Source organism: Billgrantia sp. Q4P2, assembly GCF_052806135.1.
The window spans coordinates 58,280-80,555 of record NZ_JBRBAI010000001.1; the positions used below are offsets into that span (position 1 = coordinate 58,280).

25 protein-coding genes and 1 tRNA gene are annotated in these 22,276 nt (G+C 62.9%); 21 read left to right on the forward strand and 5 right to left on the reverse strand.

Annotated features, from left to right (window positions below; genetic code table 11):
* Positions 1-7: 7 nt before the first annotated feature.
* The gene (locus ACUY1T_RS00280) at positions 8-757 is read right to left on the reverse strand and encodes an SDR family oxidoreductase (RefSeq protein WP_446019723.1); all 750 of its coding nucleotides are present in this window, start codon (positions 755-757) and stop codon (positions 8-10) included.
* Positions 758-1,287: 530 nt separating this feature from the next.
* Here ACUY1T_RS00280 and ACUY1T_RS00285 point away from each other — a divergent pair.
* Positions 1,288-1,364 (forward strand) — tRNA-Pro (locus tag ACUY1T_RS00285).
* Between the two features lie 52 nt (positions 1,365-1,416).
* Here ACUY1T_RS00285 and ACUY1T_RS00290 read toward each other — a convergent pair.
* On the reverse strand, positions 1,417-1,776 hold the full coding sequence (locus tag ACUY1T_RS00290; protein ID WP_446019724.1) for a hypothetical protein: 360 nt from the start codon (positions 1,774-1,776) through the stop codon (positions 1,417-1,419).
* A 195-nt stretch (positions 1,777-1,971) separates the two neighbouring features.
* Between ACUY1T_RS00290 and ACUY1T_RS00295 the strand changes: the two genes are divergently transcribed.
* The 5 genes from ACUY1T_RS00295 (at position 1,972) to ACUY1T_RS00315 (ending at position 6,670) form a co-directional block, all read left to right on the forward strand.
* Positions 1,972-2,145 (forward strand): DUF2970 domain-containing protein, encoded by a 174-nt coding sequence (locus tag ACUY1T_RS00295; RefSeq protein WP_446019725.1) that lies wholly within the window; start codon positions 1,972-1,974, stop codon positions 2,143-2,145.
* Positions 2,146-2,333: 188 nt separating this feature from the next.
* Positions 2,334-3,449 (forward strand): cytochrome c oxidase subunit II, encoded by a 1,116-nt coding sequence (gene coxB / locus ACUY1T_RS00300; RefSeq protein ID WP_446019726.1) that lies wholly within the window; start codon positions 2,334-2,336, stop codon positions 3,447-3,449.
* A gap of 82 nt (positions 3,450-3,531) precedes the next feature.
* A complete protein-coding gene (gene ctaD / locus ACUY1T_RS00305) occupies positions 3,532-5,169 on the forward strand; it encodes a cytochrome c oxidase subunit I (protein ID WP_446019727.1) in 1,638 nt (545 codons plus the stop codon).
* Between the two features lie 50 nt (positions 5,170-5,219).
* Complete coding sequence (locus ACUY1T_RS00310; protein WP_446019728.1) at positions 5,220-5,813, forward strand: cytochrome c oxidase assembly protein; 594 nt, start codon at positions 5,220-5,222, stop codon at positions 5,811-5,813.
* The gene (locus ACUY1T_RS00315) at positions 5,810-6,670 is read left to right on the forward strand and encodes a cytochrome c oxidase subunit 3 (RefSeq protein WP_446019729.1); all 861 of its coding nucleotides are present in this window, start codon (positions 5,810-5,812) and stop codon (positions 6,668-6,670) included. The genes ACUY1T_RS00310 and ACUY1T_RS00315 overlap by 4 nt, the downstream gene beginning before the upstream one ends.
* 44 nt (positions 6,671-6,714) lie before the next feature.
* Here ACUY1T_RS00315 and ACUY1T_RS00320 read toward each other — a convergent pair whose 3' ends face one another.
* Positions 6,715-6,912, reverse strand: a complete 198-nt coding sequence (locus tag ACUY1T_RS00320) for a DUF2909 family protein (protein WP_446019730.1) — start codon at positions 6,910-6,912, stop codon at positions 6,715-6,717.
* Between ACUY1T_RS00320 and ACUY1T_RS00325 the strand changes: the two genes are divergently transcribed.
* The 13 genes from ACUY1T_RS00325 (at position 6,911) to ihfA (ending at position 19,517) form a co-directional block, all read left to right on the forward strand.
* Positions 6,911-7,669: an SURF1 family protein gene (locus ACUY1T_RS00325; RefSeq protein WP_446019731.1), complete on the forward strand. Its 759-nt coding sequence runs from the start codon at positions 6,911-6,913 to the stop codon at positions 7,667-7,669. The genes ACUY1T_RS00320 and ACUY1T_RS00325 overlap by 2 nt on opposite strands.
* Positions 7,654-8,202: a hypothetical protein gene (locus ACUY1T_RS00330; RefSeq protein WP_446019732.1), complete on the forward strand. Its 549-nt coding sequence runs from the start codon at positions 7,654-7,656 to the stop codon at positions 8,200-8,202. Before ACUY1T_RS00325 ends, ACUY1T_RS00330 begins: the two co-directional genes overlap by 16 nt.
* Before the next feature lie 48 nt (positions 8,203-8,250).
* Entirely contained in the window at positions 8,251-9,327 is a 1,077-nt protein-coding gene (locus ACUY1T_RS00335; RefSeq protein WP_446019733.1) for a COX15/CtaA family protein, read from the forward strand.
* Complete coding sequence (gene cyoE / locus ACUY1T_RS00340; protein ID WP_446019734.1) at positions 9,320-10,258, forward strand: heme o synthase; 939 nt, start codon at positions 9,320-9,322, stop codon at positions 10,256-10,258. Before ACUY1T_RS00335 ends, cyoE begins: the two co-directional genes overlap by 8 nt.
* Positions 10,259-10,569: 311 nt before the next feature.
* The gene (locus tag ACUY1T_RS00345; protein WP_446019735.1) at positions 10,570-11,037 is read left to right on the forward strand and encodes a DUF2489 domain-containing protein; all 468 of its coding nucleotides are present in this window, start codon (positions 10,570-10,572) and stop codon (positions 11,035-11,037) included.
* A 247-nt stretch (positions 11,038-11,284) separates the two neighbouring features.
* The gene (locus tag ACUY1T_RS00350) at positions 11,285-11,980 is read left to right on the forward strand and encodes an OmpA family protein (protein WP_446019736.1); all 696 of its coding nucleotides are present in this window, start codon (positions 11,285-11,287) and stop codon (positions 11,978-11,980) included.
* 298 nt (positions 11,981-12,278) lie between these two features.
* Positions 12,279-14,177, forward strand: a complete 1,899-nt coding sequence (gene thrS, locus ACUY1T_RS00355) for a threonine--tRNA ligase (RefSeq protein WP_446019737.1) — start codon at positions 12,279-12,281, stop codon at positions 14,175-14,177.
* Positions 14,178-14,252: 75 nt separating this feature from the next.
* Positions 14,253-14,792, forward strand: a complete 540-nt coding sequence (infC, locus tag ACUY1T_RS00360) for a translation initiation factor IF-3 (RefSeq protein ID WP_446020210.1) — start codon at positions 14,253-14,255, stop codon at positions 14,790-14,792.
* An 84-nt stretch (positions 14,793-14,876) separates the two neighbouring features.
* A complete protein-coding gene (rpmI, locus tag ACUY1T_RS00365; protein WP_089725334.1) occupies positions 14,877-15,071 on the forward strand; it encodes a 50S ribosomal protein L35 in 195 nt (64 codons plus the stop codon).
* A gap of 36 nt (positions 15,072-15,107) precedes the next feature.
* Positions 15,108-15,461 carry a 50S ribosomal protein L20 gene (gene rplT / locus ACUY1T_RS00370; protein ID WP_104203667.1) on the forward strand — a complete coding sequence of 118 codons (354 nt, stop codon included), beginning with the start codon at positions 15,108-15,110 and terminating at the stop codon, positions 15,459-15,461.
* Positions 15,462-15,684: 223 nt separating this feature from the next.
* The gene (gene pheS, locus ACUY1T_RS00375; protein WP_446019738.1) at positions 15,685-16,704 is read left to right on the forward strand and encodes a phenylalanine--tRNA ligase subunit alpha; all 1,020 of its coding nucleotides are present in this window, start codon (positions 15,685-15,687) and stop codon (positions 16,702-16,704) included.
* Positions 16,705-16,765: 61 nt separating this feature from the next.
* The gene (pheT, locus tag ACUY1T_RS00380) at positions 16,766-19,147 is read left to right on the forward strand and encodes a phenylalanine--tRNA ligase subunit beta (RefSeq protein WP_446019739.1); all 2,382 of its coding nucleotides are present in this window, start codon (positions 16,766-16,768) and stop codon (positions 19,145-19,147) included.
* A 64-nt stretch (positions 19,148-19,211) separates the two neighbouring features.
* Positions 19,212-19,517, forward strand: coding sequence for an integration host factor subunit alpha (ihfA, locus tag ACUY1T_RS00385; RefSeq protein WP_111411771.1), 306 nt, complete (start codon positions 19,212-19,214; stop codon positions 19,515-19,517).
* 39 nt (positions 19,518-19,556) lie between these two features.
* On the opposite strand, the gene ACUY1T_RS00390 is transcribed toward ihfA, so the two are convergent.
* Entirely contained in the window at positions 19,557-19,772 is a 216-nt protein-coding gene (locus tag ACUY1T_RS00390) for a DUF2788 domain-containing protein (RefSeq protein ID WP_446019740.1), read from the reverse strand.
* A gap of 155 nt (positions 19,773-19,927) precedes the next feature.
* Between ACUY1T_RS00390 and ACUY1T_RS00395 the strand changes: the two genes are divergently transcribed.
* Together ACUY1T_RS00395 and ACUY1T_RS00400 are read left to right on the forward strand one after the other, a co-directional pair.
* A complete protein-coding gene (locus ACUY1T_RS00395; RefSeq protein ID WP_446019741.1) occupies positions 19,928-20,392 on the forward strand; it encodes a flavodoxin domain-containing protein in 465 nt (154 codons plus the stop codon).
* 1 nt (position 20,393) lies between these two features.
* On the forward strand, positions 20,394-20,768 hold the full coding sequence (locus ACUY1T_RS00400; protein ID WP_434233354.1) for a hypothetical protein: 375 nt from the start codon (positions 20,394-20,396) through the stop codon (positions 20,766-20,768).
* A gap of 63 nt (positions 20,769-20,831) precedes the next feature.
* Here the strand turns inward: ACUY1T_RS00400 and ppnN are convergent, their stop codons facing one another.
* Positions 20,832-22,196, reverse strand: coding sequence for a nucleotide 5'-monophosphate nucleosidase PpnN (gene ppnN / locus ACUY1T_RS00405; protein ID WP_446019742.1), 1,365 nt, complete (start codon positions 22,194-22,196; stop codon positions 20,832-20,834).
* Between the last annotated feature and the right edge of the window lie 80 nt (positions 22,197-22,276).

A 22,276-nucleotide genomic window follows, 5' to 3' on the forward strand; every position in this document is an offset into this window, starting at 1 on the left:
CTCATGTTCAGATCAGCCAGCCGCCGTCGATGACCTGGGCGGTGCCGTTGGTATAGCCGGATTCGTCCGCGGCGAGATAGGTGGCCAGGGCGGCGATCTCTTCCGCCGTGCCGAGCCGGCCCAGCGGCTGGCGGGCGAGGAACTCGGCGTGCACCTCGGCTTCGGGGCGCCCCTGTTGGCGCGCCTGGTCGCGAATGCGCTGACGCAGCGAGGGGGAGTCCACGGTGCCGGGGCAGATGGCGTTGCAGCGAATGCCCTGGGTGATGAAGTCGGCGGCAATCGATTTGGTCAGGCCGATCACCGCGGCCTTGGTGGTGCCGTAGGCGCAGCGGTTGGGCACGCCCTTGAGGCTGGAGGCCACCGAGGCCATGTTGATGATGCTGCCCCCGCCATGCTCGATCATGGCGGGCAGCAGGGCGCGGGTCAGGCGCATCATGGCGGTCACGTTCAGGGCCAGCGACAGCTCCCAGTCGTCATCGCTACCGGCAAGCAGCGAACCGCTGGCGACGAAACCGGCGCAGTTGAACAGCACGTTAACGGGGGGCAGTTCTCGGGCGAGGGCATCGACGGCACTGACGTCCAGTACGTCCAGGCGGCGGGTCTCGATACCGTCGGTGGCGGCCAGGTCGGCGAGCTTGTTCGCGTCGATGTCGGTGGCGATGACACGGGCTCCCTCGGCAGCGAAGCGCAGGGCGGTGGCACGGCCGATTCCTTGCCCTGCGGCCGTGATCAGCGCCGTCTTGTCGCGCAGTCGCATGGCGGTTCCTCGTTGTGGTTATAGGAACATCGTGGTCAGGGGCATGCTGATCGTGAACCGGGCTGTATCAGTCATTCGAAGTGGTATGACAGGATACTAGCCTGACGTTTATCCCGATTATGGCCCAGTCCGAAGGAAATGCAACTCAGCGCAGGTGAGGCGCCTCGATCAGCGTGCGAGCCAGCCGCCATCCACCGCGAGGGCGTGAAGCGAGACATGCGTTTCCTCCCTCTGCGAAGCTTTGCTGTGAAATGAATCATGCAGAGAGGAAGGTAGCGTCGATTGTTACTGGCAGAAAAATCCTCGACAGGAGGCCCATCGACGTGGATGCCGGTGGTGAAGCACGCGGGCTTGTGTATTACGGACTCTGCAAAGGCAACCAACTGAAAGGAAAGTACAAAAGGGACTTTCCATTTGAGCTCGAACGCGCTAGTATACGCCTCGTTCTCGGGGCGCCGGCTTGGCCGGTTCACCCTGGAAGTGTCGGATATCGCTGGTTTTCGTGGCGCATGTCCGATGCGAAGAACAGTCGGAGCGTGGCGCAGCTTGGTAGCGCGCTGCAATGGGGTTGCAGAGGTCGCAGGTTCGAATCCTGTCGCTCCGACCACTGATTCTAGAAAACCGCCACTTACGGGTCATGCCGGGTGGCGGTTTTTCGTTCAGATCTCTTCCCAGATACGACGCCTGAATTCCTGGGGCAGGGTCGCCACTTGCTTGAACCGCTGCATGTGCTGATCGGCGACTTCGCGGGCGATCTCCTCGTAGCACGCCTTCATCTTCTCTGGATCGGTTCCGTGGGTTTCGTAGCAGTGGCTGAGTTGTTCCCCGGCAGCGGAAAGGGCGGCGAAGAAGCGTGCCTCCTGTTGCATCATGTCGGTCATGCTCTCCATCCAGGCGAGCTGCATGCGTGTCATCGGAGTGATTCCCTGAACCCACTGCTGAGCCCACCACTCCATGATGGGCTGTGAGGCACCCAGGGCCGGGGTGAGGTGAGTGGTCGGTGTGCTGGCGCTGGCCATGTCGAACTCCTGTCAAATAGGCGCGGGTGGCGTGGGAATGTAGTCCGTTGAGTGTAGCTCAGGCATGGCGTGCTCTCAGGATTTTTGCTGCGTTGCGACATGAAATTTTCTCCTGCCACGAGAGGGAGGTCTTCACCCGCCCAGGCCTTGATGTGGCATGCTTCGGTAGTTGCTGAGCCTATCGGGAGCATTGCGATGTGGAATGTGATCAAGTCGGTGCTGGCGGCATTTCTTGGCGTTCAGCGAGACCAGCAGCGGCGCGAGGATTTCGAGAAGGGCAGCCCGTTGGCCTTCATCGTGACAGGCATCGTCATGGGGTTGGCGCTGGTGGGAATTCTGATCTTGGTAGCGATTCTGGTGGCAGGCTGATGCGGCGGCTACCACGCAACGTTGACTGCCGCGTTAGCCAGAAGGAGGAGGCCGGACCAGTGACTTTCTCATTTCGGCTCAATATACTCGCTCAAGAAGCGGCTAATGTTCTCTGGGATGAGAACCCCCCGGACCCTGACACTCGGGGCAGCCGTTATCGAGACAACTACAAACATCGGGAGGCGTCGATGCGCACTCTGCTCGTCTGGTTGGCAGGGGGCTTGGCCCTTGTCGGCTCGAGCCAGGTGGCTCTGGCTAACGGCTGGAACATGCCTGTCGGGGTCACGGACCTCAGTAGAGAAATCTACAACCTGCACATGATCATCTTCTGGATCTGTGTGATCATCGGCGTGCTTGTGTTCGGGGTGATGTTCTATTCCCTGTTTCGCTATCGTCACTCCAAGGGCGCCAAGGCGGCCAATTTCCATGAGAACACCACGGTCGAGATCATCTGGACGGCGGTTCCGCTGCTGATCCTGGTCGGTATGGCGATACCTGCCACGGCGACACTACAGAAGATCTACGACCCCTCCGATGCCGAGCTGGACGTCATGATTACCGGCCAGCAATGGCGCTGGCGCTACGAGTACCTGGGTGAAGACGTCGCCTTCAACTCCAGCCTTGCCACTCCGCGGGCGCAGATTCGCGGCCAGGAGGAGCGCGGCGAGCACTACCTGCTCGAAGTCGATGAGCCACTGGTACTTCCGATCAACCGCAAGGTGCGGTTTCTCTTCACCTCCGATGACGTCCTCCACGCATGGTGGGTGCCGGATCTCGCCGTCAAACAGGACACGGTGCCCGGTTTCGTGACCGAGAACTGGGTGCAGATCAACGAGCCGGGCATCTACCGCGGGCAGTGTGCCGAGCTGTGCGGTGTCGACCATGGCTTCATGCCTGTCGTCGTTCGCGCCGTGGAAGAAGAAGAGTTCGATGCCTGGCTGGCCGAGCGCCAGGAGATGGCCGCCGAAGAAGCGATGGGTATCGACCGCGAGTGGGAGATGGATGAATTGATGGAGCGGGGCGAGGGCGTCTACGGCAGCATCTGCGCCTCCTGCCACCAGCCCGAGGGGCAAGGTTCGCCGCCGGCATTCCCGGCACTGGCTGGCAATGATCAGTTGATCGGCGACCTCGATTGGCACAAGGATACGGTCATCAACGGGGTGTCCGGCACGGCCATGCCTTCGTTCCGTACCACGCTCAATCCGGTCGAGCTTGCAGCAGTCATCACTTATACCCGCAACGCCTGGGGCAATGACACCGGGGATGTGGTGCAGCCCGCTGAGATTGCCGAGCGGCTGGAGTGACGTTCACCATCACGGTGCGCTTGCACCGTGATGCCCCCTGACATGCTGCGCTATTACAAGACAACGATACTGGAGTATTCCGATGGCCCCTAAGGTACCTCCTCAGCCGACTCTCGAGCAGAGCGCCACCGCCGCGGAAGCGGGGCATGGACATGCCCACGACTCGCCCCCCAAGGGCATCATGCGGTGGCTGCTGACCACCAATCACAAGGAGATCGGTACCATGTACCTGATCTTCTCTTTGGTCATGTTCTTTATCGGCGGGATCTTTGCGCTGGTGGTTCGCCTCGAGCTCTTCCAGCCCGGTCTGCAGTTCGTCAACCCCGAATTCTTCAACCAGATGACCACCATGCACGGCCTGATCATGGTCTTCGGTGCGGTCATGCCGGCCTTCACGGGGCTGGCCAACTGGATGATTCCGCTGCAAATCGGCGCGCCCGACATGGCGTTGCCGCGCCTCAACAACTTCAGCTTCTGGCTGCTGCCGGTGGCATTCGGGCTACTGCTCTCCACCCTGTTGATGCCAGGCGGGGGTCCCAACTTCGGTTGGACCTTCTATGCGCCGCTGTCGACCACTTTTGCGCCGCCGTCAACGACATTCTTCATCCTGTCGCTGCACATCGCGGGCATCAGTTCGATTCTGGGTGCCATCAACATCATCGCTACCATCCTCAACATGCGTGCGCCGGGCATGCGCATGATGGACATGCCGCTGTTCGTGTGGACCTGGCTGATCACTTCTTTCCTGCTGATCGCCGTGATGCCGGTGCTTGCCGGGGTGATCACCATGATGCTGATGGACATCAATTTCGGCACCAGCTTCTTCAATGCTGCTGGTGGCGGTGATCCGGTGCTGTTCCAGCACCTGTTCTGGTTCTTCGGGCATCCTGAGGTCTACATCATGATCCTGCCGGCGTTCGGTATCGTGTCGGCCATCATCCCGGCCTTCGCCCGCAAGCGCCTGTTCGGCTACGCCTCCATGGTCTATGCCACCGCGGCCATCGCCGTCCTGTCGTTCATGGTGTGGGGACACCACATGTTCGTGGTGGGCATGCCGCTGGTCGGCCAGCTGTTCTTCATGTATGCCACCATGCTGATCGCGGTGCCCACGGGCGTGAAGGTCTTCAACTGGGTCACGACCCTGTTCCGGGGTTCGATCAGCTTCGAGCCGCCCATGCTGTTCGCCCTGGCCTTCGTCGTGCTGTTTACCATTGGCGGTTTCTCGGGTCTGATGCTCGCCATCGCGCCGGCCGACTTCCAGTATCATGATACCTACTTCGTGGTGGCACATTTCCACTACGTGCTGGTGCCCGGGGCCATCTTCTCCATCATGGCGGGGGTCTATTTCTGGCTGCCGAAGTGGACCGGCCACTACCCCAACGTGCGCCTGTCGCAGTGGCACTTCTGGCTCTCCGTGATCAGTGTCAACCTGACCTTCTTCCCCATGCACTTCTCGGGGCTGGCGGGCATGCCGCGGCGGATTCCCGACTATGCACTGCAGTTTGCCGACTTCAACCTGGTGTCGTCCCTTGGCGCCTTCATGTTCGGCATCTCGCAGTTGCTGTTCATCGCCGTGATCGTGATGTGTGTGCGCGGCGGTCAGAAGGCGCCGGCCCAGGCCTGGGGCGAATACGCCGATGACCTGGAGTGGAGCGTGCCGAGCCCGGCACCGCTGCATACGTTCGAGACACCACCGACCTTCCAGCGCCCGGCTCACTGAGCCGGGCGGTCGGCCGCCGGCCGGCCGACAGGCGAGAAGAGGAGTGAAGCATGAGTCAGAACGATACGCAGGCGCGACAGGTGGGGGTACGGCGTACGGTGTGGCGCAGCGTGGCCGCGCTGATCGGCATGTTTGCCTTCGCGTTCGCCCTGGTGCCGCTGTATGACGCCTTCTGCCGGGTGACGGGTATCAACGGCAAGGTCGATACCACCGCCCAGGCACTCATCCATGACGAGGTCGATCAGTCGCGCATGGTGACCGTACAGTTCATCACGCGCAATGGCTCGGGCCTGCCATGGCGCATGGACGTGGAGACGCGTCAGGTGAGACTGCACCCGGGGCAGACGTCGGAAGTCAATTTCTCGTTCAGCAACCAGAGCGGCGCGGAAAGCTGGGGGCGCGCCGTGCCCAGCGTTTCGCCGTCCACCGCCACCCGACACGTGCGCAAGGCAAGCTGTTTCTGCTTCGAGGAGCAACTGTTACAAGCGGGGGAGCGGGTCGAGCTGCCGCTGGTCTTCCAGTTGGCCCGTGACCTCCCACCCGAGGTCAATACCATCACTCTGGTCTATACCCTCTATCCCGTAGAGGGCAGAAAGGTACCGCTGCAGGCCGGGGTCAAGAGCGACGAAGGAGGTGAGGCATGAGTGGTGGCAGTTATTACGTTCCCGCAACCAGCAAGTGGCCGGTGCTGGGTTCCCTGGCTCTCGGGGTGATGATGATCGGTACCGGCATGGTGCTGGTTCACGGGCGCGGCACCATCGTCTCGCTGGCCGGCCTGGTTGGCGTCATTGCCGTCATGGCGTTGTGGTTCCGTGACGTGATAACGGAGTCCCGCAGCGGCCTCTACGATGCGCAGATGGATCGCTCCTTCCGTTGGGGCATGGGCTGGTTCATCTTCTCCGAGGTGATGTTCTTTGCCGCTTTCTTCGGCGCGCTGTTCTATGTGCGCACCTTTGCCATTCCCTGGCTGGGCGGTGAGGGTACCAAAGGGGCAACGGCGCTGCTGTGGCCGGAGTTCACCGCACACTGGCCTCTCCTCAGCCCGCCCGATTCCTCCGTGGCCGGCCCTGCCCAGGTCTTCAGCCCGTGGCACCTGCCGCTGGTCAATACCCTGATCCTGGTATCGTCCAGCATTACGCTGACCGTGGCGCACGAGGCGTTGAAGGAGGGCAAGCGCAAGATATGCCGCAACTGGCTGGCGGGCACCATCCTGCTGGGCTTGTGCTTCGTCACCATCCAGGCGGTGGAGTACTATGAGGCCTACGCTCACTACGGTATCACGCTGCAGGCTGGTATCTATGGCGCCACCTTCTTCATCCTGACCGGCTTCCATGGCGTTCACGTCATCGTCGGTACGCTGATCCTCATCGTCATGCTGATGCGGGTGATGCGTCATCACTTCTCGCCTGAGGAGCACTTCGGTTTCGAAGCCGCGTGCTGGTATTGGCACTTCGTCGATGTGGTGTGGGTGGGGTTGTTCCTGTTCGTCTATGTTTTCTGATGCTCTTCGTGGCATCGCGGTGATGAATTCGGCTACCTGGGCGGCTACGGCTGGCCCAGGCTGCCGAAATGAAATCCGTAGAACAGCAGGGCCAAGAGTAACGTGGCCAGGGCGACACGAATCTTCAGCGATACCAGCAGGCGCCGTGAGCTGGAGTCATCGCGAAGAAGAAAGCCGACGCCGGCGGCGAGACTGGTCAGCATGGCCAGGAACACGACGGCAATCACGGTCTTGAGAATCATGAATCACTCCATCAGGGATCAGGGGGTCGGGACTTGGCGACTGAGCGCCTGGTTCTTGTTCTGGTCGCTACTGGTGGTACTCGGTCTGCTCCTTGGACTATGGCAGTGGGAGCGGGCCGACGACAAGCGCGACTACCTGGCGCAATTGGATGCAGCGCCAACGCTCGAGGCGCCGGAAGAGGCCCCGCCAGAAGGGACCCATCTTACCCTGCGTGGCCATTATCTGGTCGATCAGACGCGATTTCTCGACAACCGCACCCATCAGGGGCGCCTGGGTGTTGCCGTGCTGACCCCGTTGCGTACCGAAGACGGGCGGCTATGGCTGATTCAGCGGGGCTTCCTGCCGACCGGGCCGAGTCGTGAATCACCGGTGGTGGACACCCCGACCGGTGAGGTCGTGGTCGCAGGGCAGTGGCAGGTGGCAGGCGAGGGTACGCCGCTGTTTGGCCCCAATCGCGAGGGTGACAGGCTGCAGCGCATCGAGCTTTCCGCCTGGGAGTTCGACGCTGGGTTTGCCCACCAGGGGTGGATGCATCTCGAGCGCGGGCCCGGATCGCTCGAGACATGGTGGGAGCCCAGCGTGATGCCGCCCAGCCGCCATGTCGGCTATGCCGTGCAGTGGTGGGGGCTGGCCTTGACCGCCCTGGTAGTGATGCTCGTTGGCGGTCGTAGATTGGTGAAAGACCGACGTTCCCGCCGGCAAGAAACCGCTGGCAACGCAACAACCGAGGAGACAGACGCGTGCAGGAAGCCCTGAGAATCCGCCATCAGCGCCTGAAGCTGCTGGCTCTGTTTGCCGTGTTTGCCGTACCGGTAATCGCAGCCTGGGTCATGGTGCAGTGGCGCATTGGCATACCTGAACAGCGTACGGCCCATGGCCAGCTGGCCCCGGAAGTGCCTCAGTTGGCCGAGTGGCCCTTGACCGAGCCGTATGACACGCTGGATGGCGGTGACTGGGTGCTTGCATTCGACTGTTCCAGTGCCTGTGCGCAGGAGTCCGATCGCTGGTGGCGCCTGCACCGGGCCCTGGGTCGTGAGGCGCCGCGTGTCACCCGGCTCAGGATCGGTGGTGAGGGCGAGGTTCTGCCGGGTGAAGTCGACAGCCAGTGGCTGGAGGTGCCCGATTGGCATACCGCTGGCCGGATATGGATATTGGATCCTCAGGGGAAGGTCGTATTGACCTATGGTCGGGAAGTCGAGGAACGTGACGTGATGGACGACCTCAGTCATCTGCTGCGCATGAATCCCGACCGCCGGGCGGCACCTGAACTGGATGATGCCCAACGCTGAGTGGGCGACAACGACGATTCGATATGTGACGAGGCCATGGAATCCAACATGCAGGGCGTTTCGACGCCGAACTCTCCCGCTCAGGTGCGCAAGTCGCGGCTACGCCTGTTGCTGGCGCTGAGCCTGGCAGGCGTCGTTTTTACCACCGTGGTGATTCTCATCGGCGTCTGGACCCGCCTGGTCGATGCCGGGCTGGGCTGCCCGGACTGGCCGGGTTGCTATGGTCGGCTGGTGGTACCCGATGCCGAGCGGGCCATGGCACATTCACCCGATGCGCCACTGGAGGCCTTCAAGGCCTGGGTCGAGATGATTCACCGTTACGTTGCCTCGGCGCTGGGGCTGCTGGTCATCGGCCTTCTCGTGCTGGGAGCCGGCTTGCGTCGCCGCCCGGGCTATCCCTGGGCGGTCAACGTGGCGCTGCTGGTGGTCATCCTGCTGCAAGGAGCCTTCGGCGCCTTCACCGTGACGCTGCAGCTGTGGCCCCAGGTGGTCACTCTGCACCTGCTGGGCGGACTTTCGGTCCTGCTGCTGTTCCTGTGGCTGCACCTGAGCCTGCGCCGTTTCGCCAAGGGGCGTGCCCTCGGTGCGCCACGGCGTCGCCTGACACCGCTGTGGGGGCTGGCCATGGTCCTGCTGTTGCTGCAGCTGGCGCTGGGTGGCTGGGTATCCAGCAACTATGCCGGCATTGCCTGCCAGGGCTTCCCGACCTGCAATGGCCAGTGGTGGCCGGAGATGGACTGGAGCGAGGGGTTCCACCTGACCCAGACGGTCGGTCCCAATTATCTGCATGGGCAGCTCCATGCCGATGCCCGCACCGCCATTCACCAGGGGCATCGTATCGGCGCCCTGTTGCTGGGGCTGGCGCTGGTAGCACTTGCAGTACGTCATTGGGGGGAAGTGCGCATGCGGCCCTGGCTGGCTGGACTCGTCTTCGCCTATGGTGTTCAAGTGGGGTTGGGTGTTGCCAACGTCTTGATGTGGCTACCCTTGTGGTTGGCATTGCTGCATACGGCCGGGGCCGTGTCGCTGGTCTTGTTGCTGGCGTTGGCGGTCTGGCGCTGGCGGGAGACGGCCCTCGATGCCGCGGGTTCAATACGACGAGACAAGGAGTGGGTGCATGTCTAACGCGCTGCTGAAACGGGTGGGTGTGAAGCGCGTATTGCTGGCCCAGTTGAACACCTCCGACTGGACCTGGCAGGACCTGCTTACGCTGTGCAAGCCCAGGGTGGTCGTGGTGATGCTGGTGTGTGCCCTGGTGGGAATGGCCTTGGCGACGCCGACCTTGCCACCGCTCGCCACGGTCGTGTTCGGTCTTGCCGGAATCGGCATGGCTGCGGGTGGGGCGGCGGCCTTCAATCATGTGGTCGATCGCAAGCTCGATGCGATGATGCTGCGTACCTCGCAGCGCCCTCTGGCGAGCCAACGGATGCCGACCGTGCTGGCGCTGGGTTGGGCGACGTTGTTGTCCATCGCCGGCATTGCCCTCCTGCTATGGCAGGTCAACGCACTGACGGCTTGGCTGACGCTGGGGTCGTTGATCGGCTACGCCCTCGTCTATACGGCCTTCCTCAAGCGCGCTACGCCGCAGAACATCGTTATCGGCGGCGTGGCGGGTGCGGCGCCCCCCATGCTTGGCTGGACCGCAGTCACCGGGCAGTTGGGGCCGGAGCCGCTGCTGCTGGTGCTGATCGTATTCGCCTGGACGCCGCCGCACTTTTGGGCGTTGGCGATCCACAAGTGCGATGAGTATGCCCGCGCCGGTGTGCCGATGCTGCCGGTCACCCACGGCGAGGCGTTCACTCGGCTGCAGGTGTGGCTCTATGGTTGGCTGACCGTCGCCGTGACACTACTGCCTTTCGTCATCGGCATGAGTGGCGCCGTGTACCTGCTGGGTGTGATGGCGCTGAACGTGCGCTTCATGCACTGGAACTGGAAGGTCTGGCGTGGCAAGGACCCCAAGGCGCCCCTGGCCGCCTTCTGGTTCTCGATCCGCTATATCCTGGGCGTGTTCGGTATCCTGCTGCTGGACCACTACGCGGGGCTCTGGGCGATATAGCCACGCTGCGCGATATCGGTTCTCGCTTAGCAAGCGCCCGGCATATCCATGCCGGGCGCTTGCCGTTGCGGCCCGGAGCAGGGCAGCGACGTAGCGTTTCAGCTCGCCGGGGCCGGCATGCCGTGCAAATTGACCACCGACATGCCGATGGTCCTGCTGTCTCCAGGCGGAGGCGAAAAGAGCATTCCCGTGCTGTCGGAGGAGCAGGCGCCTGTAGCGATCCAAGCCTGTTGGAATAAATGCGACGGTGCCTGTCCTCGCCTTCGGCTTGCGTTACAATCCTGCTTGAAACTCTTCGGTCTGGAGCTTGGATGACGACAACAACGGCATTGATCCTGCTTGCCGTAGGCCTGGCCATCATCGCTGGCCTGGCGGCCTATGCCTTTACCCTCTGGCAGGAGGTGAGGCGCCGTCGGGCATTTCGACAAGACGAACTGCATCGGGCTCATGAGAACTGCCTGACCAACCTCGAGATCGTCGCCTCTTCGCTGTTGCAGGAGCAGGTCGACGTTACGGAGGGCGCCTGGCGCTGCAAGCTGCTGCTCGATATTCTCGACCCCAGCCTGATCGAGAGGCCCGGTTTTCAGGCCTTCGGGGAGGTGTACAGCCGGACGCAGCATCTGCATACTCACTCCGCTCGCAAGCAATTGGCGCCGCGCGATCGGATGCGTGAAGACCGTGAGCGTCTCGAAATCGAGGCGGAGTGGCGGCAGCCGATATTGGCAGCAGCGGAGGAGGTGATCAGATTTCGCCGCAGCTGGCCGGATGGCTTGCATTAATCTATACAAACACTTTACACCAATGTATGTTGGCAGCGCGTGCGTACTCCGCCAAGCTAAACAATGGCCATTCCCCGGGTTTTTCTGGCAGAAAACGGCACAATGGTCCGAGAATGGAGTGAGACGACGCTTTGAGCAAGGGCAATAAAGGCCTACACTTGAAGCCGTTGGGTCAATGAGTGTCCTGACCTTCGGGGAGTTCGCTTTTTGCATAGCCCCGAGTTGAAAATCAAGAAGGAGTCTTGCAATGAAAAAATCAACGACTGGCTTGCTGTTGGGTTCTGCACTGGTGATCGGCCTTTCCGGCTGTGCCACTGACTTCCAGAGGGGTGGTGAAAGGGCGGGCGGCACGGCGACGGCCTCCACTGGCACCGCTTGGTACCAGCAGCCCGTGGTGTGCGGTATCGCGGGTGGTCTGATCGGCGGTAGCATTGGCTATGCAACCAGTGGTAGCTCCGACGAGGAGACGGGCGCTGCAACCGGTGCCGTGGCTGGCTCCGCGATCGGTGCGCTGCTGTGTGCCGACCGCACTCCGCCGCCCCAGCCGGTAGCTCAGCCCGAGCCGGCTCCGGCGCCCGAGCCGGCTCCGGTCACCGAGTTCGAGCCCGTGACGCTGGATAGCGAAGTCACCTTCGCCTTCGATTCCGCCGAGATCCGTCCCGGTGCGCACCAGACCCTGGACCAGGTGGCCAGGACGCTGCGTGAGAACCAGAATCTGCGGGTTCGCATCGAAGGTCACACCGACTCCGTGGGCTCCGCGCAGTACAACCAGGGGCTGTCTCAGCGTCGCGCCGATTCCGTCCGCGACTTCCTGGTTTCTCGCGGCATCGCCGAGAACCGCATGACTACCCGCGGCTTCGGTGAAGAACGTCCGGTTGCGACCAACGAGACCGACGAAGGGCGTGCCCAGAACCGTCGCGTCGAGATCCTAAACTGGGATTGATCGGAGCAGCATCGGGTCTTCGGCCCGGCGCTATCCCATCTCAACAGGGGCACCTTCGGGTGCCCCTGTTGCTTTTGCAGGGTGCCTGCCGCTCCTGCGCCATGGCGCAGGAGTGCTTGATTCTGGTAGTCTTGTCGGCTCCGCGACGTGCGGCGGGGCCGGCTGGTTCGGCGCCCGTATCGCCCAAGGTAGTGGGTGGGCCGTACGCCTCGTGGGTTGAGAACCCGCTTTTCGTATCTGCTATCAACCGCGACACGTGATCCCTGGTATGGATCACCACTGCGCAAAGGACCTTTCGATGCCCATCGTTACCCTGCCGGACGGCAGCCAGAGAACCTTCGACGAACCCATCAGCGTGATGCAGCTTGCCGAATCCATCGGCCCTGGCCTGGCCAAGGCCTGCGTGGCCGGCAAGATCGACGGCGAGCTGGTGGATGCCGCCGACCTGATCGACCGCGACGCCGAGGTGGCGATCGTCACCGCCCGCGACCCCGAGGGGGTCGAGATCATTCGCCACTCCTGTGCGCACCTGATCGGGCATGCGGTCAAGCAGCTCTATCCCGATGCCAAGATGGCCATCGGGCCGGTGATCGACGACGGTTTCTACTACGACATCGACTTCGGCCGTTCGGTGACGCCGGACGACCTGGCCGCCATCGAGGCGCGCATGCAGGAGTTGATCGATAGCGAGTACGAGGTGGTACGCGAGTACGTCGACCGCGACAAGGCGATGGCCACTTTCGAGGAGCGCGATGAGCCCTACAAGCAGGAGATCATCCGCGACATTCCTCAAGGTGAGACGATTCGCCTCTACTATCACAAGGAATATACCGACATGTGCCGGGGCCCTCACGTGCCCAATACCCGGCACCTGAAGGCTTTCAAGCTGACCAAGCTGGCCGGCGCCTACTGGCGCGGCGATGCCAGCAAGCCGATGCTGACCCGTATCTATGGCACTGCCTGGGGCGACAAGAAGCAGCTCAAGGCCTACCTGCAGCGCCTCGAGGAAGCCGAGAAGCGCGACCACCGCAAGCTGGCCAAGCGCATGGATCTCTTCCATCTGCAGGAAGAGGCTCCCGGCATGGTATTCTGGCACCCCAACGGCTGGACCCTCTACCAGGCGCTGGAGCAGTACATGCGCCGGATCCAGATAGAGCACGGCTACCAGGAGATCCGCACGCCCCAGGTCGTCGACCTGTCGCTGTGGAAGAAGTCCGGTCATTGGGGCCATTACAGTGACCTGATGTTCACCACCGAGTCGGAAAAGCGCGAGTACGCGGTCAAGCCGATGAACTGCCCCTGCCACGTGCAGGTGTTCAACCAGGGGCTCAAGAGCTATCGCGACCTGCCGCTGCGCCTGGCCGAATTCGGCAGTTGCCACCGCAACGAGCCTTCCGGTTCGTTGCACGGCCTGATGCGGGTGCGCGGTTTCACTCAGGACGATGCGCACATCTTCTGCACCGAGAAGCAGATCCAGAGCGAGGCAGAGGCCTTCATTGCGCTGACCCTGAAGGTCTACAAGGAGCTCGGCTTCGACGACGTCGAGCTCAAGCTGTCGACCCGCCCCGAGGGTTTCATGGGCGAAGCGGCACTGTGGGACCGTGCCGAAGCCGGCCTCGAGGCGGCGCTGAACGCCACCGGTCTCGACTGGGAACTGCAGCCGGGCGAGGGGGCCTTCTACGGGCCCAAGATCGAGTTCGCGCTGCGCGACTGCCTCAATCGCGTGTGGCAGTGCGGTACCTTGCAGCTCGATTTCAACCTGCCGGGCCGCCTGGGTGCCCAGTTCGTCGACGAGGATGGCGAACGCAAGACCCCGGTCATGCTGCATCGGGCGATTCTGGGTTCCTTCGAGCGTTTCATCGGCATCCTGATTGAGCACTACGCCGGCGCGATGCCGCTGTGGCTGGCACCCGAGCAGGCGGTGGTGTTGACCATCACCGATGCGCAGCGCGATTATGCCCTGGACCTCGAGCGGCGCTTGCAGAAAATTGGCCTGCGCGTCAAGGCGGACTTGAGGAATGAGAAGATCGGCTTTAAAATCCGCGAACATACGTTGCAGAAGGTTCCCTATCTTCTGGTGGTAGGAGATAAGGAAGTTGAAGCCGACTCGGTTGCCGTGCGCACGCGCACCGGCGAAGACCTGGGTACCATCACCGTTGATGCCTTCATTGAGCGGATTCGAGCTGAAGGGTGGTAGCATGGGGTGGTAACGACAGGTTGGTAAAGACAGGTTGGTAACGACATCGTCAATTACCGGAACGGAGACGGAACGATCAAGCGAAGCAGCCAGCGCGCACGTCCACAGGACAAGCGCCCCCCGATGAACGAGCGGATAACCGAGGATCAGGTACGCCTGATCGACAGCGACGGCGAGCAGCTGGGCGTAGTGCCCACCAGCGAAGCGCTCGAGCGTGCCGAAGCAGCCGGTCTAGACCTCGTCCAGATTTCCAATGCCGATCCGATCGTCTGCAAGATCATGGATTACGGCAAATTCGTCTTCGAGCAGAAGAAGCAGAAGTCAGCTCAGAAGAAGAAGACGAAGCAGATTCAGGTCAAGGAAGTCAAGTTCCGGCCTGGCACCGACGAGGGCGACTATCAGGTCAAGCTGAAGAACCTGATCCGCTTTCTCGAAGGTGGCGACAAGGGCAAGGTCACGCTGCGGTTTCGCGGCCGTGAAATGGCGCACCAGGACCTCGGCCGCAAGCTGATGGAGCGGATCGCCGCGGATCTCGAGGAGATCGGGACCGTGGAGGCCTTCCCCAAGATGGAAGGGCGCCAGATGATCATGATCATTGCCCCCAAGAAGAAGTGATCCGAAGGCCAGTCAAACGGGTGGTCGGCGCAAGCCGTCCACCGGCCCCGGGTTTTCTGAAAAATCTCGAGCGGAGTTTTTCTCATGCCGAAAATCAAGAGCAACAGCGGCGCTGCCAAGCGCTTCAAGAAGACGGCCAACGGCTTCAAGCACAAGCAGTCGTTCCGTAGCCATATCCTGACCAAGAAGTCGACCAAGCGGAAGCGTCAGCTGCGCGGTATGAAGCAGATCCACGACGCCGACAAGGCCCTGATTCAGCGTATGCTGCCGAATCTGTAAGCCTTTGGTTGCCCAATTTAACGTCAGGAGAAAGCCATGACTCGTGTCAAGCGTGGTGTCGTCGCTCGTCGTCGTCACAAGAAAGTTCTCAAGCTGGCCAAGGGTTACTACGGTGCCCGTTCGCGCGTCTTCCGCGTGGCCAAGCAGGCTGTCATCAAGGCCGGTCAGTACGCTTACCGTGACCGTCGTCAGCGCAAGCGTCAGTTCCGTGCCCTGTGGATCCAGCGTATCAACGCCGGTGCCCGCCAGCATGGCCTGTCCTACAGCCGCTTCGTCGGTGGCCTGAAGAAGGCCGGTATCGAGATCGACCGCAAGGTGCTGGCCGACCTGGCCGTTCACGAGAAGGCTGCTTTTGCCGCTATCGTCGAGAAGGCCAAGGCTGCCCAGTAAGTGACATCGGCCGATGGCGACGGGCCGGCCTAGGCCGGTCTGTCACGATGCCAGACCGTCGCAGGGGAAGAGCAGCCGCTCTTCCCCTATTTTTTGTGGCCACCCACCATGGCGGCCATGCTGCGGGCCGTCGCTGGCACGACGTCAAAAATCGCCCCGGGCGTTTTTTGCCACGCGCCACTGACGCGTTAACAGTAGAACCAACGATTTCGGAGCTCAGCGGATGGACCATCTACCGTCATTGGTCACCGAGGCCCGTCAGGCCATACAGGCCGCCGAGAGCATCGCGGCGCTCGATGAGCTGCGGGTGCGCTATCTCGGCAAGAAAGGCGAGATTACCGCTCAGCTCAAGGGGCTGGGCAAGCTGCCGGCGGACGAGCGTCCGGCGGCGGGGGAGCGCATCAACCAGGCCAAGCAGGCCCTGGCCGAGGAACTGGATGCTCGTCGTCAATCGCTTTCCAAGGCTGCCCTCGAGGCGCAACTGGCCGCGGAGCGCATCGACGTGACCCTGCCGGGGCGCGGCCAGGCCAACGGAGGCCTGCATCCGGTCACCCTGACCCTGGAGCGTATCGAGGGATTGTTCAGCCGCATCGGCTATGACGTCGCCGTGGGGCCGGAGGTCGAGGACGACTACCACAATTTCGAGGCCCTCAACATCCCGGCGCACCATCCGGCACGGGGCATGGCCGATACCTTCTACTTCGACGCCACGCGCCTGCTGCGTACCCATACCTCGCCGGTGCAGGTGCGCACGATGAAGGAGCAGGCGCCACCGATCCGCATCGTCTGCCCGGGGCGGGTCTATCGCAGCGACTCCGACCTGACCCACACGCCGATGTTCCACCAGGTCGAAGGGTTGCTGGTGGACGAGGACGTGAGCTTTGCCGACCTCAAGGGCACCATCGAGGACTTCCTGCACGCCTTCTTCGAGCGTGACGATCTCTCGGTGCGTTTCCGCCCCTCCTATTTCCCCTTCACCGAGCCTTCTGCCGAGGTCGATATCCAGTGCGTGATGTGTTCGGGCGAGGGCTGTCGGGTCTGCTCCCACAGCGGCTGGCTGGAGGTCATGGGCTGCGGCATGGTGCATCCGGAGGTGTTTCGTCACTCCGGCATCGATTCGGAGCGCTACAAGGGCTTCGCCTTCGGCATGGGCGCCGAGCGCCTGGCCATGCTGCGCTACGGCGTCAACGACCTGCGCATGTTCTTCGACAACGACCTGCGCTTCCTGCGCCAGTTCGCCTGAGCTGGGCCGCGTACGAGCCCGGGTGGCGTGACATGAACTTCGGCCGAACACAGGATTGACCATGAAATTTTCCGAACAGTGGCTGCGTGAGTGGGTATCCCCGCAGCTGGGCGTACAGGGGTTGGCCGACCAGATCACCATGGCCGGCCTGGAGGTGGATGCCGTCGAGCCCGTGGCATCTGCCTTCAGCGGCGTCGTAGTCGCCGAGGTCGTCGATAAGCAGCAGCACCCAGATGCCGACAAGCTCAACGTCTGCCAGGTGCTCGACGGCAGCGGTGAGGCGGTGCAGGTGGTGTGCGGCGCTGCCAACGTGGCGGTAGGGCAGAAGGTGCCTTTCGCCCGGGTGGGCGCCGTGCTGCCCGGCGACTTCAAGATCAAACAGGCCAAGCTGCGCGGTGTGGAATCCCGCGGCATGATCTGCTCTGCCTCCGAATTGGGGCTGGCCGAGGAGACCTCGGGAGGCATCCTGGTACTGCCTGCCGATGCTCCGGCGGGCGAGGATTTTCGTGCCTGGATGGGGCTCGACGATCACACCGTCGAGGTGGACCTGACGCCCAATCGTGGTGATTGCCTGAGCCTCAAGGGGCTGGCGCGGGAAGTCGGTGTGCTCAACCGGCTGCCGGTTACGCCGCCCGCCATCGAGCCGGTTGCTGCCAGCCACGACGAGACTTTCCCGGTGCGGGTCGAGGACGCCGAGCGCTGCCCGCGCTATATCGGCCGGCTGATCAAGGGCGTCGACGTCACCGCGGCCACGCCCCTGTGGATGATCGAGCGTCTGCGGCGCAGCGGGATCCGTTCGATCGACCCGGTGGTCGATGTGACCAACTACGTGATGCTCGAGCTGGGCCAGCCGCTGCACGCCTTCGACCGTGAGAACCTGCACGGTGCGGTGGTGGTACGGCTGGCACGGCAGGGTGAGCAGTTGACTCTTCTCGATGGCCAGGAGATCACCCTGGAGGCTTCCACCCTAGTGATCGCCGACGAGCGTGGTCCGCTGGCGATTGCCGGCGTGATGGGCGGCGAGCACTCCGGAGTGAGCCCCGCGACCCGCGACATCTTCCTCGAGTCGGCCTTCTTCTCACCGCTGGCTGTAGCGGGCCAGGCACGTTCCTACGGCCTGCATACCGATGCCTCCCATCGCTTCGAGCGGGGTGTCGACCCGCAGCTCACTCGCGATGCGGTGGAGCGTGCCACGGCACTGCTGCTGCAGATTACCGGTGGCGAGCCGGGGCCGTTGGTGGAGGCGGCAAGTGCAGCGCACCTGCCGGGTGAGCGGGAGGTTACCCTGCGTGCCGTTCGGTTGGAGCAGGCGTTGTGCAAGGCGCTGCCCGGCGAGGAGGTGCAGGAGATCCTCGAGCGACTGGGCATGCAGGTGCGTGCCGTCGAGGCTGGGTGGCAGGCACGGGTGCCGAGCTGGCGTTTCGACATTTCCATCGAGGAAGATCTGATCGAGGAGGTGGCGCGTATCCACGGCTACAACCGGCTGCCGGTACGCCGCCCGGCCGCCCGCCTGGCACTGCGCCCCGACCATGAGGCGCGCACGCCCCTGGCGCGTCTGCGTCGCCAGATGGTGGCGCGCGGCTACCAGGAAGCGATCACCTACAGCTTCGTCGCCCCCGAGCTGCAGCAGGCGTTGCTGCCGGATGCGGTAGCGCCACGCCTGGCCAACCCCATCTCAAGCGACCTGGCGGTGATGCGGGCGAGCCTGTTTCCGGGGCTGGTGCGTGCGCTCGAGTACAACCTCAATCGTCAGCAGAGCCGTGTGCGGCTGTTCGAAACGGGGCTGATCTTCCGCGGTGATCTGGACGAACTCGAGCAGACGCCCATGGTGGGTGCGCTGGCCTGCGGCGAACGCTTCCCCGAAGGCTGGGCCGGTAGTCGTGACAAGATCGATTTCTTCGACCTCAAGGGCGACCTCGAGAGCCTGATTGCGCTGGGTGGCGAAGAGGGGGCCTGGCGTTTCGAACCTGGCGAGCACCCTGCTCTTCATCCAGGGCAGAGCGCACGGGTCGTGCATCGCGGCGAGCCGGTGGGCTGGATCGGTGCGCTGCACCCGGGCGTGAAGGCCGAGCTGGGGCTCAAGGTCGAGGTGTTCTTGTTCGAAGTGCGCCAGGACGCGCTGACCCACGGCGTCTTGCCCAAGTTCGAGCCGCTGTCACGCTATCCCGAAGTGCGTCGGGACCTGGCCTTCCTGCTGGGTGAGGATCGTCCCGTGCAGGCGCTGCTGGATTGTGTCCGCCGCCAGGCGGGGGAGTGGTTGCAGGAGCTGAGCCTGTTTGATGTCTACCAGGGCAAGGGCGTGTCAGAGGGGAGCAAGAGTGTTGCCTTGGGCTTGACCTGGCAGCATCCTTCGCGCACGCTGAATGACGAAGAAATCAATCAGTTGGTCGATGCCATCGTCGCCGAATCGCATCAGCATCTGGGAGCCGAGCTGCGCGGATGAATGCGCGAGGGATCGCCGGAAGCCATGCAGGCGGCGGGCTGGACCGCCACTCTGAGGAGGTGACATGGGAGCGTTGACCAAGGCGGAACTGGCCGAACATCTTCACGCCGAGCTGGGTCTGACCAAGCGCGAAGCCAAGGCCATGGTAGAGGCGTTCTTCGAGGAGATCAGGGCATGCCTGCGCGAGAACGAGCAGGTCAAGCTGTCGGGATTCGGCAATTTCGACCTGCGCGACAAGCGTGAGCGCCCCGGGCGTAACCCGAAGACCGGCGAGGAGATCCCCATTTCGGCACGCCGTGTCGTGACGTTCCGCCCTGGGCAGAAGCTCAAGAGCCAGGTGGAGCGCTACGAGGGCTCGCCGCCAAGCTGATACCGTCCGTGCCAGGATGCCACCCCGAGGGGTGGCATCCTACACGCTCCCGCCTCTTTCCATCAGCCAGGTGATGACCACCTTGAAGATGTAGCCCATGATGCCGGCGCCGAGCACCAGGAAAAGCATGAGGGTGCCAAAGCGCCCGGCCTGGGACTTCTTGGCCAGGTCCCAGATGATGAAGCCCATGAACAGGATCAGCCCACCGATGAGCAGGGGCGTGATCCAGGCTTCCAGCGTGTAGGTGTCCAGCATGTCGCCTCCTCGACAAAGAGGCCGACGATTATACTCGGGTATTTATGGTGTCGCATGCGACAACGCGTCGCTCGGCCGCAGCGCCTGGCGTCGAACTGCGTCAGTCGGCTGCGTCATGGTATTATCCCGTTGAATGGTTAAGGTTTATTCTCGACATGCCAATGCTGAAGATCTTCGTAGGAACCATGTACGGCGGTGCGCTCGATGTCGCCGAACAGATCGCTCCACTGTTCGAGGCGGCCGGCTATGAAACCGCCATCCTCGAACAGCCGACGCTCGATGACTTGACGGAGGAACGGCCTGACTTGGCGCTGTTCTGCGTCTCTACCACCGGTAGCGGCGATTTTCCCGGCAATATCGTGCCCTTCGCGCGGGCGCTCGACGAGCAGAGCCCGGCACTGGTTGGGTTGCGCTACGGCGTAATCGCCCTGGGCGACAGTTCCTATGGCGACACCTTCTGTGGGGCCGGCCGGCGTCTCGACGAGATGCTCGAGGGGCTTGGCGCCACTCGCCTGGGGGAGCGGCTGGAAGTCGATGCCATGGAGACCTTCATGGCCGACGATGCCGCGCTGCCATGGGCCGAGGAGTGGATCGAAACCCAACAGCTCAAGGTGGCTTGAGATGAATGCTGCACCGACCGCGGAACGGCTGAGCCTGCTGGCGGGCCTGCTGGTGCTGATGCTTGCCACCGTGCCGAGATATCTCGCCGGTGGGTATGAGAATCGCTTGAGTCTGATCACTATTGCCCTGGCGGTGGTTGCCGCGGTGGCGATCATGAACTGGCGCATGCTCGACAAGGGCGAGCGTGCGCGACTGCCTCGGCTCGGCAAGCGGCTGGTGGCGTCGCTGGTGGCCGGCCTGGCGCTGATGGGCCTGTGGCACGTGCTGTTTACCGCGTGGATCAGCTGGCAACTGCTGATCGCGCATGGCGCTACCCTGGGGCTGCTGCTGCATGCCCTGTGGCTAGGGTGGCGCCCCGTCCGCCAGCAGGGTTGACGAAGCGCCGGGTGCAGTTGCCCCCGGCGCTTTCGTTAGTATCGACTACCCGTGTTCTTTCGTTCACACCAATCGGTAGCAGGGCTCGTACTCGCGCCCCGGCAGCTTCATGCGCCCTTGGGCGACGAAGGAGCTGAGCAGGTCGTCCAGGCGGCGCATCAGCTCTGACTCGGCATGTAGCTGGAACGGCCCATGAGCCTCGATGGCGCGCAGGCCGTGCTCCTTGACGTTGCCGGCCACGATGCCCGAGAACGCCCGGCGCAGGTTGGCCGCCAGCTCATGAACCGGCTGGTTGCGGTGCAATGCCAGGCCGGCCATTGCTGCGTGGGTGGGTTCGAAGGTTTCCTGAAAATTGCGGGCGATGGTCAGCCGCCAGTTGTAGTGGAAGGCGTCCTGCTGGGCGCGGCGGAACTCGGTGACGCTGTCGATGCCTTGACGCATGGTGCGAGCGACCTCGACGGGGTCGTCGACGATGATGCGGTACTTGTCGCGTACCGCCTCGCCCAAGGTGTAGACCAGGAACTCGTCGATGCGCTGGAAGTAGTCGGACGAATTGGCCGGGCCGGTGAAAATGACCGGCAGTTTCATGCTGTCGTTGTCAGGATGGAGCAGGATGCCCAGCAGGTAGAGGATCTCCTCGGCCGTGCCAACGCCGCCGGGGAAGACCACGATACCGTGGCCGAGGCGTACGAAGGCTTCCAGGCGCTTCTCGATGTCGGGCATCACCACCAGTTCGTTGACTAGTGGATTGGGCGCTTCGGCGGCGATGATGCCGGGTTCGGAAATGCCCAGGTAGCGACCATCGCCGATACGCTGCTTGGCATGCGCCAGGTTGGCGCCCTTCATCGGCCCTTTCATGGCGCCGGGGCCGCAGCCGGTGCAGATGTCCAGTTCACGCAGGCCAAGCTGATAGCCGACGTCCTTGGTGTACTCGTACTCTTCACGGGTGATCGAGTGACCGCCCCAGCACACCACGATGCCGGGATCGCGCCCGGGCTTCAGCGTGCCGGCCTTGCGCAGGATATGGAACACCGCGTTGGTGGTGCCTTCGCCCGTGGTCAGGTCGAACCGCTGGTGCTGCTGGATCTCGTTGTAGACATAGATGATATCGCGCAGCACCGAGGAGAGATGCTCGCGAATACCGCGAATCATCTTGCCGTCGACGAAGGCTTCGGCCGGTGCATTGGTGACCTTGAGCCGAATGCCACGGTCCTGCTGGATCACTTCGATATCAAAATCGTGGTAGGTCTCCATCAGCACCAGGCTGTCGTCGGTCATGCTGCCGGAGCTGAGCACGGCGAGCGAGCAGCGACGCAGCAGGTCGTGCAGGCCGGCCTTGGAGGTATCGCGCAGGCGATTGACCTCGTGCTGCGAGAGCACTTCCAGGCTTCGCAGGGGAGAGATGGTGGCGGAGATAGTATCGGGCATGAAACGATCCTTGTGCTGTCGGCTTGCGTCCCTGTCGCGTAGACGGCGGACAGGGGGTCATGCAATGTTCATCGAGTCGT

What these genes read in the sequence shown, in the direction of transcription:
- ACUY1T_RS00280 (WP_446019723.1), bottom strand. Translation starts at nt 757, where the DNA reads ATGCGACTGCGCGACAAGACGGCGCTGATCACGGCCGCAGGGCAAGGA.
- ACUY1T_RS00290 (WP_446019724.1), bottom strand. Translation starts at nt 1,776, where the DNA reads ATGGCCAGCGCCAGCACACCGACCACTCACCTCACCCCGGCCCTGGGT.
- ACUY1T_RS00295 (WP_446019725.1), top strand. Translation starts at nt 1,972, where the DNA reads ATGTGGAATGTGATCAAGTCGGTGCTGGCGGCATTTCTTGGCGTTCAG.
- coxB (WP_446019726.1), top strand. Translation starts at nt 2,334, where the DNA reads ATGCGCACTCTGCTCGTCTGGTTGGCAGGGGGCTTGGCCCTTGTCGGC.
- ctaD (WP_446019727.1), top strand. Translation starts at nt 3,532, where the DNA reads ATGGCCCCTAAGGTACCTCCTCAGCCGACTCTCGAGCAGAGCGCCACC.
- ACUY1T_RS00310 (WP_446019728.1), top strand. Translation starts at nt 5,220, where the DNA reads ATGAGTCAGAACGATACGCAGGCGCGACAGGTGGGGGTACGGCGTACG.
- ACUY1T_RS00315 (WP_446019729.1), top strand. Translation starts at nt 5,810, where the DNA reads ATGAGTGGTGGCAGTTATTACGTTCCCGCAACCAGCAAGTGGCCGGTG.
- ACUY1T_RS00325 (WP_446019731.1), top strand. Translation starts at nt 6,911, where the DNA reads ATGAATCACTCCATCAGGGATCAGGGGGTCGGGACTTGGCGACTGAGC.
- ACUY1T_RS00320 (WP_446019730.1), bottom strand. Translation starts at nt 6,912, where the DNA reads ATGATTCTCAAGACCGTGATTGCCGTCGTGTTCCTGGCCATGCTGACC.
- ACUY1T_RS00335 (WP_446019733.1), top strand. Translation starts at nt 8,251, where the DNA reads ATGCAGGGCGTTTCGACGCCGAACTCTCCCGCTCAGGTGCGCAAGTCG.
- cyoE (WP_446019734.1), top strand. Translation starts at nt 9,320, where the DNA reads ATGTCTAACGCGCTGCTGAAACGGGTGGGTGTGAAGCGCGTATTGCTG.
- ACUY1T_RS00345 (WP_446019735.1), top strand. Translation starts at nt 10,570, where the DNA reads ATGACGACAACAACGGCATTGATCCTGCTTGCCGTAGGCCTGGCCATC.
- ACUY1T_RS00350 (WP_446019736.1), top strand. Translation starts at nt 11,285, where the DNA reads ATGAAAAAATCAACGACTGGCTTGCTGTTGGGTTCTGCACTGGTGATC.
- thrS (WP_446019737.1), top strand. Translation starts at nt 12,279, where the DNA reads ATGCCCATCGTTACCCTGCCGGACGGCAGCCAGAGAACCTTCGACGAA.
- rpmI (WP_089725334.1), top strand. Translation starts at nt 14,877, where the DNA reads ATGCCGAAAATCAAGAGCAACAGCGGCGCTGCCAAGCGCTTCAAGAAG.
- rplT (WP_104203667.1), top strand. Translation starts at nt 15,108, where the DNA reads ATGACTCGTGTCAAGCGTGGTGTCGTCGCTCGTCGTCGTCACAAGAAA.
- pheS (WP_446019738.1), top strand. Translation starts at nt 15,685, where the DNA reads ATGGACCATCTACCGTCATTGGTCACCGAGGCCCGTCAGGCCATACAG.
- pheT (WP_446019739.1), top strand. Translation starts at nt 16,766, where the DNA reads ATGAAATTTTCCGAACAGTGGCTGCGTGAGTGGGTATCCCCGCAGCTG.
- ihfA (WP_111411771.1), top strand. Translation starts at nt 19,212, where the DNA reads ATGGGAGCGTTGACCAAGGCGGAACTGGCCGAACATCTTCACGCCGAG.
- ACUY1T_RS00390 (WP_446019740.1), bottom strand. Translation starts at nt 19,772, where the DNA reads ATGCTGGACACCTACACGCTGGAAGCCTGGATCACGCCCCTGCTCATC.
- ACUY1T_RS00395 (WP_446019741.1), top strand. Translation starts at nt 19,928, where the DNA reads ATGCCAATGCTGAAGATCTTCGTAGGAACCATGTACGGCGGTGCGCTC.
- ACUY1T_RS00400 (WP_434233354.1), top strand. Translation starts at nt 20,394, where the DNA reads ATGAATGCTGCACCGACCGCGGAACGGCTGAGCCTGCTGGCGGGCCTG.
- ppnN (WP_446019742.1), bottom strand. Translation starts at nt 22,196, where the DNA reads ATGCCCGATACTATCTCCGCCACCATCTCTCCCCTGCGAAGCCTGGAA.